This window comes from Streptococcus oralis SK610 (genome assembly GCF_000257455.1).
GTDB classification, from domain to species: Bacteria; Bacillota; Bacilli; order Lactobacillales; family Streptococcaceae; genus Streptococcus; species Streptococcus oralis_CB.
Window position 1 is genome coordinate 37,324 of sequence record NZ_AJKQ01000019.1, and the last position, 15,446, is coordinate 52,769.

General features: G+C 40.7%; 12 protein-coding genes. 4 read left to right on the top strand and 8 right to left on the bottom strand.

The window, feature by feature from the left end; translation table 11 throughout:
• Positions 1-157: 157 nt before the first annotated feature.
• The 3 genes from HMPREF1115_RS07270 to HMPREF1115_RS07280 all read right to left on the bottom strand — a co-directional run bounded on the left by HMPREF1115_RS07270 (position 158) and on the right by HMPREF1115_RS07280 (position 4,935).
• Positions 158-2,686, bottom strand: coding sequence for a pneumococcal-type histidine triad protein (locus HMPREF1115_RS07270; RefSeq protein WP_000700246.1), 2,529 nt, complete (start codon positions 2,684-2,686; stop codon positions 158-160).
• A 246-nt stretch (positions 2,687-2,932) separates the two neighbouring features.
• Entirely contained in the window at positions 2,933-4,666 is a 1,734-nt protein-coding gene (gene ptsP / locus HMPREF1115_RS07275; protein ID WP_025170999.1) for a phosphoenolpyruvate--protein phosphotransferase, read from the bottom strand.
• Between the two features lie 5 nt (positions 4,667-4,671).
• A complete protein-coding gene (locus HMPREF1115_RS07280) occupies positions 4,672-4,935 on the bottom strand; it encodes a phosphocarrier protein HPr (protein WP_000146948.1) in 264 nt (87 codons plus the stop codon).
• Positions 4,936-5,297: 362 nt separating this feature from the next.
• Here HMPREF1115_RS07280 and nrdH point away from each other — a divergent pair, with 362 nt between their 5' ends.
• From nrdH to HMPREF1115_RS07300, 4 genes are all read left to right on the top strand, one after another.
• On the top strand, positions 5,298-5,516 hold the full coding sequence (gene nrdH / locus HMPREF1115_RS07285; protein ID WP_000259240.1) for a glutaredoxin-like protein NrdH: 219 nt from the start codon (positions 5,298-5,300) through the stop codon (positions 5,514-5,516).
• An 80-nt stretch (positions 5,517-5,596) separates the two neighbouring features.
• Positions 5,597-7,756, top strand: a complete 2,160-nt coding sequence (gene nrdE, locus HMPREF1115_RS07290) for a class 1b ribonucleoside-diphosphate reductase subunit alpha (protein ID WP_000523275.1) — start codon at positions 5,597-5,599, stop codon at positions 7,754-7,756.
• Positions 7,757-7,950: 194 nt separating this feature from the next.
• Positions 7,951-8,913 carry a class 1b ribonucleoside-diphosphate reductase subunit beta gene (gene nrdF, locus HMPREF1115_RS07295; RefSeq protein ID WP_000451378.1) on the top strand — a complete coding sequence of 321 codons (963 nt, stop codon included), beginning with the start codon at positions 7,951-7,953 and terminating at the stop codon, positions 8,911-8,913.
• Positions 8,914-9,053: 140 nt separating this feature from the next.
• Complete coding sequence (locus HMPREF1115_RS07300) at positions 9,054-9,821, top strand: DeoR/GlpR family DNA-binding transcription regulator (protein ID WP_000917592.1); 768 nt, start codon at positions 9,054-9,056, stop codon at positions 9,819-9,821.
• Positions 9,822-9,860: 39 nt separating this feature from the next.
• On the opposite strand, the gene lacG is transcribed toward HMPREF1115_RS07300, so the two are convergent.
• From lacG to lacD, 5 genes are all read right to left on the bottom strand, one after another.
• Positions 9,861-11,267 carry a 6-phospho-beta-galactosidase gene (lacG, locus tag HMPREF1115_RS07305; RefSeq protein WP_000169310.1) on the bottom strand — a complete coding sequence of 469 codons (1,407 nt, stop codon included), beginning with the start codon at positions 11,265-11,267 and terminating at the stop codon, positions 9,861-9,863.
• A 76-nt stretch (positions 11,268-11,343) separates the two neighbouring features.
• Positions 11,344-13,038 (bottom strand): lactose-specific PTS transporter subunit EIIC, encoded by a 1,695-nt coding sequence (locus HMPREF1115_RS07310; RefSeq protein ID WP_001037488.1) that lies wholly within the window; start codon positions 13,036-13,038, stop codon positions 11,344-11,346.
• On the bottom strand, positions 13,038-13,355 hold the full coding sequence (locus HMPREF1115_RS07315) for a PTS lactose/cellobiose transporter subunit IIA (RefSeq protein WP_001078327.1): 318 nt from the start codon (positions 13,353-13,355) through the stop codon (positions 13,038-13,040). The genes HMPREF1115_RS07310 and HMPREF1115_RS07315 overlap by 1 nt, the downstream gene beginning before the upstream one ends.
• A 35-nt stretch (positions 13,356-13,390) precedes the next feature.
• Positions 13,391-14,227, bottom strand: coding sequence for a PRD domain-containing protein (locus HMPREF1115_RS07320; RefSeq protein ID WP_000285734.1), 837 nt, complete (start codon positions 14,225-14,227; stop codon positions 13,391-13,393).
• A 237-nt stretch (positions 14,228-14,464) separates the two neighbouring features.
• Positions 14,465-15,445, bottom strand: coding sequence for a tagatose-bisphosphate aldolase (lacD, locus tag HMPREF1115_RS07325; RefSeq protein WP_000244541.1), 981 nt, complete (start codon positions 15,443-15,445; stop codon positions 14,465-14,467).
• Between the last annotated feature and the right edge of the window lies 1 nt (position 15,446).

Consider the following 15,446-nt stretch of genomic DNA (forward strand, 5'->3'; position numbering starts at 1 on the left):
AGTAAATAGTTTATCTTTATTTACACCATATGTCAAGATATTTTACATATTTTCATGAAAAAAATGAGAACTAGAACTTACATTCTGTTCTCATTTTCGATTTTAACTTTTCTAGTTCTCCTATCCTGTTTTTAGGATCTAGAAAATACTACTATCTTTACTTGCTCTCCTTTAATAAAGCCAACAACTTTTCAGCTTCAGCCATAATGGTATTGTTATCCTGAGCACCAAATAGCAGGTTATTTTTTAAGCCAGTGAGAGTTTCTTTGGCATTGGACTTGATAATGGGGTCTTGGATCTTTGCAAGTAGCTCTTCAGCCTCTCTCAACTTCGCTTCAACCTTTTCAGTCTCGACCTGAGGTTCTTCTGGTTCCTCTGGTGATTCTTCTTCCGGCTCCTCAGTTGGTTTTGGAGATTCTGGTTTCTCACTTTGAGGCTTCTCTTCGCGTGGCTTTTCTTCCTCAGGTTTGTCTGTCCGAGGTTTCTCCTCTGCTGGTTTTTCCGTTTGATTGGTATCAGCTTGACCATTTTGGTTTCTTTGAACATGGTCACTTGCATTGCCCCAACCACTATCTGAATGCGGACGTTCGCTTGGATGTTCGACATAGTACTTGACAGTCGCAAAGAGATCTTCTAGACCATACCCCTTAGGTGCCTCATAAAGTCCTTCGTCAAACCACTCAAATTTGATGTTATGGTAATGATCATAATGAGGAATGATTAAACTACCGTTTTTAACTTCCACGGTATGTTGGAGATTGTAAGGCATACGATCAAGCGGCACCTTCTTAGCTGCTTTCACGCGGTTGTAGATAGCTTCTGCTCCTTTAGCCTCCGTATTTCTTGGATCCTGATGGTCTGTTGAAGGAGGGGTCAAACCTTTCTCTTTAGCATAAGTCTGGGCTGCCGCTCTTTCAGCTTCAGACAAACTATCTTTCTTAATCCAATGACTGTGGGTCATATGCGGAGTTACATAGGCATCCCCCTCATCACTGGTGATATCACGAGGATCAAAGATATAACCGTCTTCTGTTGTGTACTTACCTGCCAACTTGGCTACCTGAATCTCATCATCAGTGTAGGCAATTTGCGCATTTGGTTTTCCTAAACGTTCTGGATGACGAATCGGTGCTAGGAAGGCCAGAATATCATCCACCAACTGGACTTTATCACTTGAGGCATCGTTGAGTCGTTCCAACAGTTTATCCAAAGTGTCAAATTCAGCTTGGCGCCCTTTATTAGCAAGTAAGTCTTGATGAACTCTTGCTAGTAAATCATAAGCCTTATTGTAAAATCCTTGATCACCAGATGGGAGGTTGGTTTTCTTAGCTCCTAGCTTATGTGCTAAACTTTCTTGTTTGGATAGTTTACTATCAATGGCTGCAGCAGTTTCTGCTGAAAGTTCCTTTGCAGGAATATAACGTGAGGTTCCATTCTCCTCAAATACATAGCCATCAGCTACTTTTCGAACCGCTTGTTTAACCAATTTTTCGTCAATTGGATTTCTTGGAGTTGGTTGAGGATTTGGTGTAGGTTGCGGGCTTGGACTAGGTTCCGGAGTCGGTTGTGGACTTGGTTGTTCTGGTCTTGAATCCGGCACCCAATGGTTCGAACGATAGCGAAGCGGGATGATGCGAGCGATTCGTTCTTCCAATTCAGACATCTGTGAATAAGGGATGAAATGGTAATGGTTCCCATGAGGAACAGCAACTCCTCTAGCTGTTCGACTTGTAATCTGTGCTGGGTCGAAGACAAGGCCATCAGATTCTACGTGTCGTTGGCTTAAAGGCAGTTTGTAGAGCTGTTTCAAAAGACTACCAATGTCATCACTTTGTCTTGCTTGGTTATCATCTCTACCGTTGTTAGCTGTGTTCGTGTAGTTGTTGCCTTGATTATTATAGGATGGAATCCATCTATCTACATCGCTGCTGGTACTGTTGTTATTGGTACGGCGATAAGTAGCAGTGTTTGATTGACCACTTCTACCAGATAGGAAGGCTTCTGCAGCAGCCAACTCGCTGGCTGATAACTCACTCTTAGGAATGTAATGGTAATGGTTGCCATGAGGAACGATATAAGCATCACCAGTATCTTCAATGATATCAGAGGCATTAAAGATATAACCATCATCTGTGGTGTAGCGTCCCTGTGAACGTGCCAAGGCTACAGCACCATCGTTTGCTGAAGTTCCTCTTTCACGATGCTGACTATGTTCTTGTTTTTGCCGATTGATTTCTTCTTTTGTACGGACATTATCCGCATGGGTTGCATCCTTAAGGTAAACATAGTATTTTCCATCTACCTTGATAACATAACCGCCCTTGATTTCACTGACAATATCCTCGTCCTTGAGCTGGTAGTTTGGATCCTTCATCAGCAACTCTTCACTGATGATGGCATCATAAGGGACCTTCCCATTGTAATAATGATAGTGGTCGCCATGCGAAGTGACATAGCCTTGGTCTGTTATCTTGATGACGATTTGCTCCGCGTTAATGCCTTCTTTTTTGCTGACCTCATCAGGAGTCAGATTCTCTGTTTTTTGCGCAGCCTGTTTTCCATCTATATAGGAAACACGGTTATTTTCCTTGACCGTTCTAGCTTGATACAGTCCCAATTCATAAGAACAGACACTTAAAATTAAAGCTGCCGCAGAACCAGCAAGGTATTTTTTATTAATTTTCATCGAAACTCACTTTCTTTTTTGATATTTCTAGTTGCAATTCATTTCTAAATTGCAGAAACTCCTCTCTATTAATTAACTGGTTAATAGTTTACTCCTAAATTTGCAACTTGTCAAGAATTTTATGAACCAGTTAAGTATTTTTTTGTTCTTACCACTACTTTTTCAAGATTGGACTTTATATAAGAAAAATTAGCTTGAAAATTCTTTTAAAAAAATCCCTGCAACTGGGTTGCAAGGACTTTTCGATTAATCAAAATTTACGTATTCTTTTTGAAGTTCAAGAACTTCTTCCATTGTTGAGCATTCTGTAAGGGCACGATTTGCGTACTCTTCCATCTTAGCTGTATCGAGTTTCTTCATCAAGCTACGTGTACGAAGTACAGATGTTGCTGACATAGAGAACTCATCCAAGCCCATTCCGACAAGAAGTGGAACAGCCTGTTGGTCACCAGCCATCTCACCACACATACCTGCCCATTTACCTTCAGCGTGAGCTGCTTTGATAACATTGTTGATCAAACGAAGGATTGATGGGTTGTATGGTTGGTAAAGGTATGAAACTTGTTCGTTCATACGGTCTGCTGCCATTGTGTATTGGATCAAGTCGTTTGTACCAATTGAGAAGAAGTCAACTTCTTTAGCAAATTGGTCTGCAAGCATAGCCGCTGCAGGAATCTCGATCATGATACCAACTTGGATATCATCCGCAACTGCAACACCTTCAGCAAGAAGGTTTGCTTTTTCTTCGTCAAAGACTGCTTTAGCTGCACGGAATTCTTTCAAGAGTGCAACCATTGGGAACATAATACGCAATTGACCGTGAACAGACGCACGAAGAAGGGCACGAATTTGTGTGCGGAACATAGCATCTCCAGTCTCAGAGATAGAGATACGAAGGGCACGGAATCCAAGGAATGGGTTCATTTCGTGAGGCATATCGAAGTAAGGAAGTTCCTTATCTCCACCGATATCCATTGTACGAACGACAACAGGTTTACCGTTCATTCCTTCAAGAACAGCCTTGTATGCTTCGTACTGCTCGTCTTCTGTTGGGAAGTCTTGAGAGTCCATGTACAAGAACTCTGTACGGTAAAGACCGACAGCTTCTGCACCGTTGTCATTGACACCTTCAACGTCTTTTGGAGTACCGATGTTGGCAGCCAATTCAAAGTGTTTACCATCAGCAGTTACTGTTTTAGCGTCTTTCAAGAGAGCCCATTCAGCTTTTTGCTTCGCATAAGCTTCACCAGCCGCCTTGAATTCAGCTGCTTGATCATCAGTTGGGTTGATAATAACCTCACCTGTGATACCGTTAACAGCGAGAATGTCACCGTCTTTAACGATTTCAGTGATGTTGTTTGTACCCAATACAGCAGCAATTTCAAGCGTACGTGCCATGATAGCTGAGTGGCTTGTACGTCCACCAATGTTTGTTACAAAAGCTTTTACAAAGTTTTTGTCCAATTGAGCTGTATCTGAAGGAGTCAAGTCATGCGCAATCACGATCACTTCTTCATTGATAGAAGCTGGGTTTGGCAATTTTTTACCAAGGAGGTTAGCCAATACACGTTTTGTCACGTCGCGGATATCCGCTGCGCGTTCTTGCATGTATGGGTTGTCTTCCATGCCTTCAAAGATAGTGATAAACATATCTGTAACTTCTTTCAGACCTGCTTCTGCATTCACTTTCTTCGCACGGATAGTTTCCTTAATTTGGCTGATCATTTCTGGGTCAGCAAGAACCATTAAGTGAGCATCAAAAACTTGAGCTGCTTCTTCACCGAGCGTACCTACTGCTTTCTCGCGAATAACAGAAAGCTCGTCTTGTGATGCTTGTAGAGCGGCATCAAGGCGAGCTTCTTCTGCGTTTGTATCTTCGACTGTAATAGTCTCAAATGACAAATCCGGTTGAACGAGTAGATATGCTTTTGTAACTGCAACACCATCGGATGCTGCGATTCCTTTAAGCATTTCTGTCATTTTCCTTATGCCAATCCTTCTTTTTCCATAGTTTCAGTGATAGCAGCGATTGCGTCGTCAGCATCTGCACCTTCAGCTGAAATTGTAACGTCAGCACCTTGGCCAACACCAAGACTCATAACACCCATGATAGATTTAAGGTTTACTGATTTACCTTTGTATTCAAGAGTGATATCTGAAGCAAATTTGCTAGCTGTTTGAACCAACAATGTTGCTGGACGTGCGTGAATACCTGTTTCTGCCACTACGTGGAAATCTTTAGAAGCCATAGTTTGACTCTCCTTTAGTTATTTCTTTTTTGGATTATATGTGATAACCCTTACAAGACTGTATTATATCACCTTCTAGATTATTTTTCAAGTGTTTTATGGACTTTCTTCTATTTCCTTTCTGATAACTTGCTGAAAATCTTCTAATTATCTTACCAATATACAGTATATAGTTTTTTTGTTTTGATAAACTTTGATAGTTCAATGAAAACCCAATTTTACACTCTGACAAAACACTATATATTGTGCTTTGTTTTTGAAACTGTAACTTTATAGCACAAGATTTAGTTTAAAAAGTTTGACAAAGTTTTTTTTTCTGATATACTAAGAAAGTAATCTATTTTGAAAGAGGAGTTACGAAAATGGTAACCGTTTATTCTAAAAACAACTGTGTCCAATGTAAGATGACCAAGCGTTTCTTGGACAGCAACAATGTCGCTTATCGTGAGATCAATCTCGACGAGCAACCAGAGTACATCGATCAAGTTAAAGAGCTCGGTTTCAGCGCTGCTCCTGTTATCCAAACACCAACTGAAGTCTTTTCAGGCTTCCAACCAGGAAAACTGAAACAATTAGCATAATCTTAGTACATCATCCAGAAGAGATTGCTTCTAGGGCTAACTTAGAGGCCTTTCTTTTGTAATTAGATAAAGGAAATTTTATGGGATTAAAACATCTTGAGGACGTAACTTACTTCCGTCTCAATAACGAAATCAACCGTCCTGTCAATGGACAAATCATGCTTCATAAAGATAAGGAAGCCTTGGATGCCTTCTTTAAAGAAAATGTGGTTCCAAATACAATGGTTTTTGATTCAATTACTGATAAAATCAACTACCTCATTGAACACAACTACATCGAAACTGCATTTCTCAAGAAATACCGTCCAGAGTTTTTGGAAGAATTGCATCAATTTATCAAGGACCAAAACTTCCAATTCAAATCATTCATGGCTGCCTATAAGTTTTATAATCAATATGCCTTGAAGACTAACGATGGGGAATACTATCTTGAAAGCATGGAAGACCGTGTCTTCTTTAATGCACTTTACTTTGCTGACGGGGATGAAGCGATTGCGACTGATATTGCCAATGAAATCATCCACCAACGCTACCAACCAGCTACTCCTTCCTTCTTGAATGCTGGTCGTGCTCGTCGTGGGGAGTTGGTATCTTGCTTCTTGATTCAAGTAACCGATGATATGAACTCTATCGGCCGTTCTATCAACTCAGCTCTCCAACTTTCACGTATCGGTGGTGGTGTGGGAATTTCCCTCAGCAACCTTCGTGAAGCTGGAGCTCCTATCAAAGGTTATGAAGGAGCAGCCTCTGGTGTCGTACCAGTTATGAAGCTTTTTGAAGACAGCTTCTCTTACTCAAACCAACTTGGACAACGTCAAGGTGCTGGAGTTGTCTACCTCAACGTCTTTCACCCAGATATCATCGCTTTCCTTTCCACTAAGAAAGAAAATGCCGATGAAAAAGTTCGTGTTAAGACCCTCTCACTTGGAGTTGTGGTCCCAGATAAATTCTACGAATTGGCGCGTAAAAATGAAGAAATGTATCTCTTTAGCCCTTACTCTGTAGAGCTTGAGTACGGTGTGCCATTCAACTATATCGACATCACTGAAAAATATGATGAATTGGTCGCAAATCCAAATATCCGCAAGACAAAAATCAAGGCGCGTGATTTGGAAACGGAAATCTCTAAATTGCAACAAGAATCTGGCTACCCTTATGTCGTCAACATTGATACGGCTAACCGTGCGAATCCTGTTGATGGAAAGATTATCATGAGTAACTTGTGTTCTGAGATTCTTCAAGTTCAAGAACCAAGCTTGATCAACGATGCTCAAGAATTCCTTCAAATGGGAACGGACGTTTCATGTAACCTTGGATCAACCAACGTGGTCAACATGATGACGTCACCTGACTTTGGTCGTTCTATCCGTGCGATGGTTCGTGCCCTTACTTTCGTTACAGATAGTTCACACATCGTAGCTGTCCCTACTATCGACCACGGAAACAGTTTAGCTCACACCTTTGGTCTTGGTGCCATGGGGCTTCATAGTTACCTTGCCCAACAACTGATTGAGTACGGATCTCCTGAGTCAGTTGAATTTACAAGCATCTACTTTATGCTTATGAACTACTGGACCTTGGTAGAATCAAACAATATCGCTCGCGAGCGTGGTATCACCTTCCACAATTTTGAAAAATCAGACTATGCTAATGGAAGCTACTTTGACAAGTATGTGACAGGCGAATTTGTTCCAAAATCAGACCGTGTTAAAGAACTCTTCAGAGATGTCTTTATCCCGAGTGCTGCTGACTGGGCGGAACTTCGCGAAAAGATTCAAGCAGATGGACTTTACCACCAAAACCGCCTTGCTGTAGCTCCAAATGGTTCTATCAGTTACATCAACGATGTTTCTGCATCTATCCACCCAATTACGCAACGTATTGAAGAACGCCAAGAGAAGAAAATCGGTAAGATCTACTACCCTGCTGCTGGTTTATCAACAGATACTATTCCTTACTACACTTCTGCCTACGACATGGATATGCGCAAGGTGATTGATGTTTACGCTGCTGCGACTGAGCACGTGGACCAAGGGCTTTCACTCACTCTCTTCATGCGTAGCGACATTCCTAAAGGTCTTTACGAATGGAAGAAAGAAAACAAACAAACCACACGTGACTTGTCAATTCTTCGTAACTATGCCTTTAACAAGGGTATCAAGTCTATCTACTACGTCCGTACCTTTACAGACGACGGTGGAGAAGTTGGTGCTAACCAATGTGAAAGCTGTGTGATTTAATTTTTATCTGAGGCAACCACATTTTCTCAGACTACTGATTAAGTTCCCCGTCATACAAAACTTGATAAGTATCTTAAATACTATGAAAAACTAAAAAGTCGGGCTTCCGACTTTTTGTGCGATACTCTTCTCAGACTATGATAAAATAGAGAGGATTCGACAATCGCATTATTACATACAGAAAGAGATTTCAAATGGAAACTTACTACAAAGCCATTAACTGGAATGCCATCGAAGATGTCATCGACAAATCAACTTGGGAAAAACTGACAGAGCAATTCTGGCTCGATACGCGTATCCCCTTGTCAAATGACCTAGACGACTGGAGAAAACTATCAAACAAAGAAAAAGACTTGGTTGGAAAAGTCTTTGGTGGTTTGACCCTTTTGGATACCATGCAATCTGAAACAGGGGTTCAAGCACTTCGCTCGGACATCCGTACACCGCATGAGGAAGCTGTTTTCAACAACATCCAGTTTATGGAATCTGTCCACGCAAAATCTTACTCTTCTATCTTTTCGACCTTGAATACCAAGGCCGAAATCGAAGAAATCTTTGAGTGGACCAACACTAACCCCTATCTACAAAGAAAAGCGGAAATTATCAATGAAATCTATCTCAATGGTAGCCCTCTAGAAAAGAAAGTTGCCAGCGTTTTCCTTGAAACCTTCCTCTTCTACTCTGGTTTCTTTACGCCCCTCTACTATCTCGGTAACAACAAACTGGCCAACGTTGCGGAAATCATCAAACTGATCATTCGTGATGAGTCTGTTCACGGAACCTACATTGGTTACAAATTCCAACTTGGTTTCAACGAATTGCCTGAAGAAGAGCAAGAAAAACTCAAAGAATGGATGTACGACCTGCTCTACACTCTCTACGAGAACGAAGAGGGCTATACAGAAAGTCTCTATGACGGTGTTGGTTGGACTGAGGAAGTCAAAACCTTCCTTCGTTACAATGCCAATAAGGCCCTTATGAATCTAGGACAAGATCCACTCTTCCCTGACTCTGCAGACGATGTCAACCCAATCGTCATGAACGGTATTTCAACAGGAACATCTAACCACGACTTCTTCTCTCAAGTCGGAAATGGTTACCTCCTTGGTGAGGTTGAAGCCATGCAAGACGAGGATTACAACTACGGTTTAGACTAATTTGGCCAATCATTCAAAATATCATGGTTTGTTTAAAACAACCATGATGTTTTTGTTTTTTGTTTTATTTTGTTTTTTTCTATTTGATATATTGAGCGTTTTATGGTAAGATAATAATAGTAGAAATCGAGGTGATAAGGATGCTAAAGCAAGAGAAACTAGATAGTATTCTAGAAACAGTAAATACAAAGGGAACTATTACTGTAAAAGAGATTATGGAGAGTCTTGATGTGTCAGATATGACAGCTCGCCGCTATTTACAAGAATTAGCAGACAAGGATTTGCTGGTTCGTGTGCACGGTGGCGCTGAAAAACTTCGTACAGGTTCTCTCTTAAACAACGAACGGTCAAACGTTGAAAAACAAGGCTTACAGATTGCTGAAAAACAAGAAATTAGCCGTTTTGCCGGCCATTTGATTGACGAAGGTGAAACTATTTTTATCGGGCCAGGAACAACCTTAGAATGTTTTGCTCGTGAACTCCCTATCGATAACATTCGTGTTGTAACAAACAGTCTTCCTGTTTTTCTCATCCTAAACGAACGAAAACTAACAGATTTGATCTTGATTGGTGGAAATTATCGCTCTATCACTGGTGCTTTTGTAGGGACACTTACTTTACAGGATTTGACCAATCTTCAGTTTTCTAAAGCTTTTGTAAGCTGTAATGGTATTAAGGATAAGGCAATTGCTACTTTCAGTGAAGAAGAGGGCGAGGTACAACGAATCGCCTTGAACAATGCCAATAAAAAATACTTACTGGCAGACCACAGCAAGTTTAATAAGTTTGATTTTTACACGTTCTACAATATCTCAGAGATTGATACCATCGTTTCAGATTCCAAACTGAGTCAGGAAACATTTGAAGATCTATCGAAACAAACAACCATTCTTTTATCAAAACCATAAAAATTCCCCTGCCTTTTGGCGGGGAATTTTTGTTGAATTTTATTCAATAAGTTGTGTCTCAGCTAGTTTTTTATACCAGTGAGCTGATTTCTTTGGATAGCGCTCCTGGGTTTCAAAATCAACATAGAAGAGGCCGTAACGCTTTTCGTAACCATTTGACCAAGAAAAGACATCCATCAACGACCAGATAAAGTAACCTTTGACATTGGCTCCATCAGAGATTGCATCTGCAATCACTTCCATATGTTTCTTAACATAATCAATCCGTCCATCATCGTAGACTGTTCCATCCACAAACTCATCTTTGTATCCGAGACCATTCTCTGTGATGTAGATTTTCTTGTAATTTGGGTAATCTTTCTTCACGCGCATGATTTGATCATACAAACCTTTAGGATAGATAATCCAATCCCAATCTGTACGTGGGACATAGTCAGGCGCCACTCGACGTCCAACTCCCTTAATCTGATATTTAGAACTTCCTTTTTCACCTTTTCCATTGTGGATGATTTCCGTCTCTCCGTCAAAGGCTTGCATCCAATCACTCATGTAGTAGTTAATGCCAAGGAAGTCATTCAAGTCTTTTGCAGCTTCTAGCACGGCGAAGTCTTCTTCACGCAGATCTAAGCTTCCACCGTTGACGGATAAAATATGGTTGACGCCTTCCATGGTTTCTCCGGAATATCGTCCAAGATAAGTTGCATCCAAGATAAATTTATTGTGGATGATATCTTCTAACTCGGCTGCACGAACATCTGCTTGATTTTCAGGATCTAGAGGATATTTAGTAGGCAGGGCGTGAACCACACCAATTTCCCCTTTATAGCCTTTATCTTTATATAGCTTGACTGCACGCGCATGTGACACCATCATATTGTGATGAGATTGAAAGACTTTGGCAAGATCATACTGAATACCTGGAGGGAATTTCCCAACCAAATACTGACCATCTCCTATCGGCCCAATTTCATTAAAGGTTGTCCAATAATTGACTTCAGGAAATTCTTCAAAACAGAAGGCTGCATAATCCACAAAGTGATCAATGTTTTCTCTGTTCAGGAAATCTCCATTTGAATGAAGTGCTTCTGGCGTATCAAAGTGATGAAGAGTTACAAAGGGCTCAACATGCCGTTTGTGACATTCTGCAAATAGATTATGATAGAACTCAACCCCCTTGTCATTAACCTTCCCATAACCAGTTGGAAAGATACGTGACCAAGCGATTGAAATACGGATACCATTGACACCATACTCTTCTGCAAGTTTGAGGTCAACTGGGTATTTGTGATAGAAATCACTGGCTGGTTCAGCAGTGTACCAGTAGTTATCTTTGAGGTATTTGTCCCAGGCAACTGGTCCTTTACCATCAGTATTGGTCGCACCTTCTGCTTGATAGGCTGCTGTTGCCCCGCCAAAAATAAAGTTTTTTGGAAGTGTTTTTGTCATTTAATTCACCTTTCAAGAAATAGAAATGAGATGGAGATAGAGTTGGGAGGAGTTTCGCCATCTCACTTCTAAAATTTTATTGTTCAAATTGCGCTTGAACAAAGGCAAGAGCGCCTTTTCCATCGCGAGTCAATTTAATGTATTGGCCACCTTCTGTCTTGGCAAGTTTGATACCAAGTTTGTCGGTTTCGGCCTTCATGTCTTCGAAGTTTGAAGCAACTTGAGGAGCAAGGATAACCAGATCAAACTCAGGCAACATTTCACGGTGAGCTCCATAGCCACCAGCTGCTGCTTTAACAGGAACCTTGTACTCCGCAGCTGCCTTGTTCAAAGCATTTGCAAGAAGTCCACTTGTTCCTCCACCAGCACAGAGAACGAGTACGTTGGTTTCTTCTGTAATTGTATTTTGAGATGCTTCTACACCTGCTTTTTCAAGAATCGCATCTGCTTTGGCAGTATTGAAGTTTGCTGCTACTTTTTCTTTCAATTCATCATTGGCTTTACCTGAACGCTCTTCTTCAAGAATTTGTTCATCATAAACCTTGAGGAATGGATAGTAGATGGCTACATCAACAAGAATTAACAAAGCAGCAAGTACAAATGACAAGAATTGGAAGTTTGTACCGAGAACAATACCGAGCGGACCTGGTGTTGTCCAAGGAAGGTTGGCAGTAAATGAGTTCATGCCAAGCGTTTCAATGAAGAATTTAAAGATCCATACGTTGGCAATTGGAGCAAAGATAAATGGAATAAAGAAAATCGGGTTCAAGACAAGCGGTGCACCAAACAAGATTGGTTCATTTACACCAAAGAAGGTTGGTACTACTGAAGCACGTCCGATTGCACGATTTCGTTTCGATTTGGTCAACCACATGAACATGAATGGAACAACCAGTGTCGCACCAGTACCACCCATGGTAACGATAAACATTTGTGTACCAGAAGTAAGGATCTTGTCTGCATGCATCCCTTGTTGGAGAAGGTTCAAGTTGACTTCAGCATTTGCATAGGTAATAGCTGCGATTGCTGGTTCAACGATAGATGGACCATGGATACCAACAAACCAGAAGAAGGCAAAGGCACCAAAGATAATGGTAATACCTAGATAACCATCAGCAGCAGAGAATAATGGTGCAAAGAATTTACCGATTGATTCAGCTACACTTGCACCAACAAAATGACGAGCTAGTAAATCAAGAGCATAAAGAGAAACCACTGATAGAGTGAATGGAATCACATCTTTAAAGACTTGTGAGATATTTGGTGGAACTTCGTCAGGCATACGAATAGTGACGTTGTTCTTAACACAAACCTTATAGATTGCTACAGTAACAAAGGCAGCAAGGAAGGCTGAAAGCAAACCTTTTGTCCCAAGGAAACCTGTCGCAAAGCCACCTTCAATCGGATCAGCTGCCAACATCAACAAACCAACAATCGCTGCCAACAATGTTGACATATAGTTGATTTGATTGGTTTTTTCCATGCTACGGTTTACTGAGTCGGTCAATGACTTAGCTGTTGTGCCAGCTACCAAGAGAGCTAGAATCCCCATTGAATAGCTATAAGGTTTCATGAGGAGATTAACAACATCATCAGACCATTTAAAGCCCCATGAGTTTGGTACAAAAGCAATCAAGATAAAGATACTTGAGAAGAGAATAACAGGCATCCCTGCAATGAAACCATCACGAATAGCACGAAGATAGATATTACGAGACAGTTTTTCAAAGAAAGGTTTTCCTTTCTCGATAAATGAAATTAGTTTGTTCATTACTTAACTCCTCTCTTGTAGAGTTCGATTAAATGGTGCATCAAGTCTTTTAACAAGATAGTTGTCATCAAGTGGTCTTGGCCATGCATCATGGTTACACTATAAGCTAAGTCCTCACCAGCTGCTTCCTTAGTCAATAGACTTGTTTGCGCGTGGTGTGCCTCCGCGATGCAACCACCTGCTTCCTCCACGAGAGTATCCGCTTTCGCGAAATCACCAGCTTCAGCAGCCTTCAAGGCTTCCAATAGTTTCGAACGAGCATCGCCAGCATAGGCTACGATTTCAAAACCTAACAATGTTACTTCTTCTCTATTCATGATAGAATTCTCCTTATGTATTTTTAATTAAATTTTTATGACAATAAACGTTGGATATGTAGAACTAGATAAACTCGTTCACTTTTATACAAATCAAGACCCGTATGTTGCGTAATCACATCATAGATCTTGGAACCAATCTCGAACGCTTTTGGATAGGATTGTTTAATATGATCTTCCATATCCAGAAGTGATTGGTTATCATCTCTAGATCTGTCTAAATAATCCAAGAAATAATTCAAATGAATCATAAAACGATCATAGAAATGATTATTCTCTTTGGTTCGTTGAATTGCATAACCCTTTAGCACTTCTTCAACATTCCTGAGGATTTCTTTCCTCTTATCAATCGACTCCACAAGTTCCACTTCATTTTCACCTTCGGCATTGATGAAATGATAAGCAATCCGAATAATTTCATCCTCCGGGAAATGATCTGTCAACTTCTGACGATAGATTTCAAAAGCTTCCTTTGCGATTTGAAAAGCGACAGGATACTTAGTGGAAATATCTGGCAGATTACTATCCTTGTACCGTCCTTGTGTTAGAGCTTGGTAAGAACAGTAAATATGATCTGTCAAGGTTACGTAGAGATACTCTTGAATCGGATAATGATATTTCTTAGAAAGCTTATCAATAATCTCATAAGTCACTGTGATAAAATCCAGCGGAACATCTTTGAGCAGAGCCATAAAATTTTCTCTGGACTCTTCTGTCTTCATCCGAAAGATTTTCTCAACTTGATCTTCAGAAATTAAATCCCCCTTCTTTTTCCCAAATGCAATCCCCTTACCAATCACAATCACTTCTTCTCCCTTGTCATTTCTGACAAGAGAGACGTTGTGATTCATTGGGTTTAGAATTCGATACATGGCAACCTCCTTTTATCTCTTAAAGGTATATGAGTATAAAAAATGACCACAAATGAACTAGAAAATCTTTTGATTTCTAATCCACCTGTGATCATGCCTAATATTACTTAGTAACACTCACCTTGTATTAACTTGTGATTTAAGTATAGCACAAGTAAGTTTTTTTGTAAACCTTTACATTCAACTTTTTTTAAATTTTTTATTTAGATCAATGTTCCTAAGATTAGGGGGGGAAACTTATACACGTTCAGTCCATGAAGTCGCTGTTGTTTGAAGAACCTTGTTGAGTTCGTCAATGTTCTCAAATCCAGTTGTACGCAACCACTCACGAGCTGCTGCTTCACCGTCTTTGATGTAGGCTTCAACTGATCCAGCCCAGGTTGCACGGCCACAAAGAACGCCGTTGAAGTTTGCGCCTGATTCGTGGGCAAAGACAAGTGTTTCTTGGAAGAGTTTGGCTGATACACCTGCACTCAAGTAGATATATGGCAAGTTAGTCGCTTCATCTTGTGCTTTGAAGAAAGCTGCTGCTTCTTCGCGTGTATGCACGATTTTACCATCACCAAAGCCTTCAACGTATTTAACATTGACTGGAACTTCTACTTTCAAGACATCGATGTTAAAGCGTGGGTCTGAGAAGACCTTCATAGCACCAATAACCTTGTGTGGTTTCACTTTAGCGTATTCTGCAGAACCTGCGTCCGCAATCTTTTCATCGTAAGCCAAGATTTCAAGGAAGAAAGGAATATCTTCTGCCACACACTCAGAGCCGATACGTTCGATGTAGGCTTGTTTTTCTTGGTTGAGTTCGTCAGAACTGTCTACATCATAGTAAAGCAAGAACTTGACAGCGTCAGCGCCTTGTTCCTTGATGCGTTTTGCAGACCAAACATCCAAACAGTCAGGCAAGCGTTTGGTGCTTGTTGTATCGTAGCCAGTTTTCTCATAAGCAAGGAGAAGACCAGCATTTGGATCAAGGGCTTTAGTAGCTGGAAGACCATACTCAGGGTCGAGAAGCATAGAGGATGCGTATTTTGTCAATTCATCTGCTACCAATACTTTGAGTTCTTCCATTTGAGCTACTGTTGGCTCTTCTGTTTGGTATTGAGCCATGAGGCGTTTCAAAGCACCACGTTGGTCAAAGGCAAGAGCTGAGATAATGCCGTTTTCATCTGAGAGTTTTTGCAAGCAAGCGCGTTTATTTTCTGTTAAAACCATT

Excerpts from the sequence above, each read along its gene's own strand:
- HMPREF1115_RS07320 (WP_000285734.1), bottom strand. The coding sequence starts at position 14,227 with ATGTATCGAATTCTAAACCCAATGAATCACAACGTCTCTCTTGTCAGA.
- HMPREF1115_RS07280 (WP_000146948.1), bottom strand. The coding sequence starts at position 4,935 with ATGGCTTCTAAAGATTTCCACGTAGTGGCAGAAACAGGTATTCACGCA.
- lacG (WP_000169310.1), bottom strand. The coding sequence starts at position 11,267 with ATGACAAAAACACTTCCAAAAAACTTTATTTTTGGCGGGGCAACAGCA.
- lacD (WP_000244541.1), bottom strand. The coding sequence starts at position 15,445 with ATGGTTTTAACAGAAAATAAACGCGCTTGCTTGCAAAAACTCTCAGAT.
- HMPREF1115_RS07315 (WP_001078327.1), bottom strand. The coding sequence starts at position 13,355 with ATGAATAGAGAAGAAGTAACATTGTTAGGTTTTGAAATCGTAGCCTAT.
- HMPREF1115_RS07300 (WP_000917592.1), top strand. The coding sequence starts at position 9,054 with ATGCTAAAGCAAGAGAAACTAGATAGTATTCTAGAAACAGTAAATACA.
- HMPREF1115_RS07310 (WP_001037488.1), bottom strand. The coding sequence starts at position 13,038 with ATGAACAAACTAATTTCATTTATCGAGAAAGGAAAACCTTTCTTTGAA.
- nrdE (WP_000523275.1), top strand. The coding sequence starts at position 5,597 with ATGGGATTAAAACATCTTGAGGACGTAACTTACTTCCGTCTCAATAAC.
- nrdH (WP_000259240.1), top strand. The coding sequence starts at position 5,298 with ATGGTAACCGTTTATTCTAAAAACAACTGTGTCCAATGTAAGATGACC.
- HMPREF1115_RS07270 (WP_000700246.1), bottom strand. The coding sequence starts at position 2,686 with ATGAAAATTAATAAAAAATACCTTGCTGGTTCTGCGGCAGCTTTAATT.
- ptsP (WP_025170999.1), bottom strand. The coding sequence starts at position 4,666 with ATGACAGAAATGCTTAAAGGAATCGCAGCATCCGATGGTGTTGCAGTT.
- nrdF (WP_000451378.1), top strand. The coding sequence starts at position 7,951 with ATGGAAACTTACTACAAAGCCATTAACTGGAATGCCATCGAAGATGTC.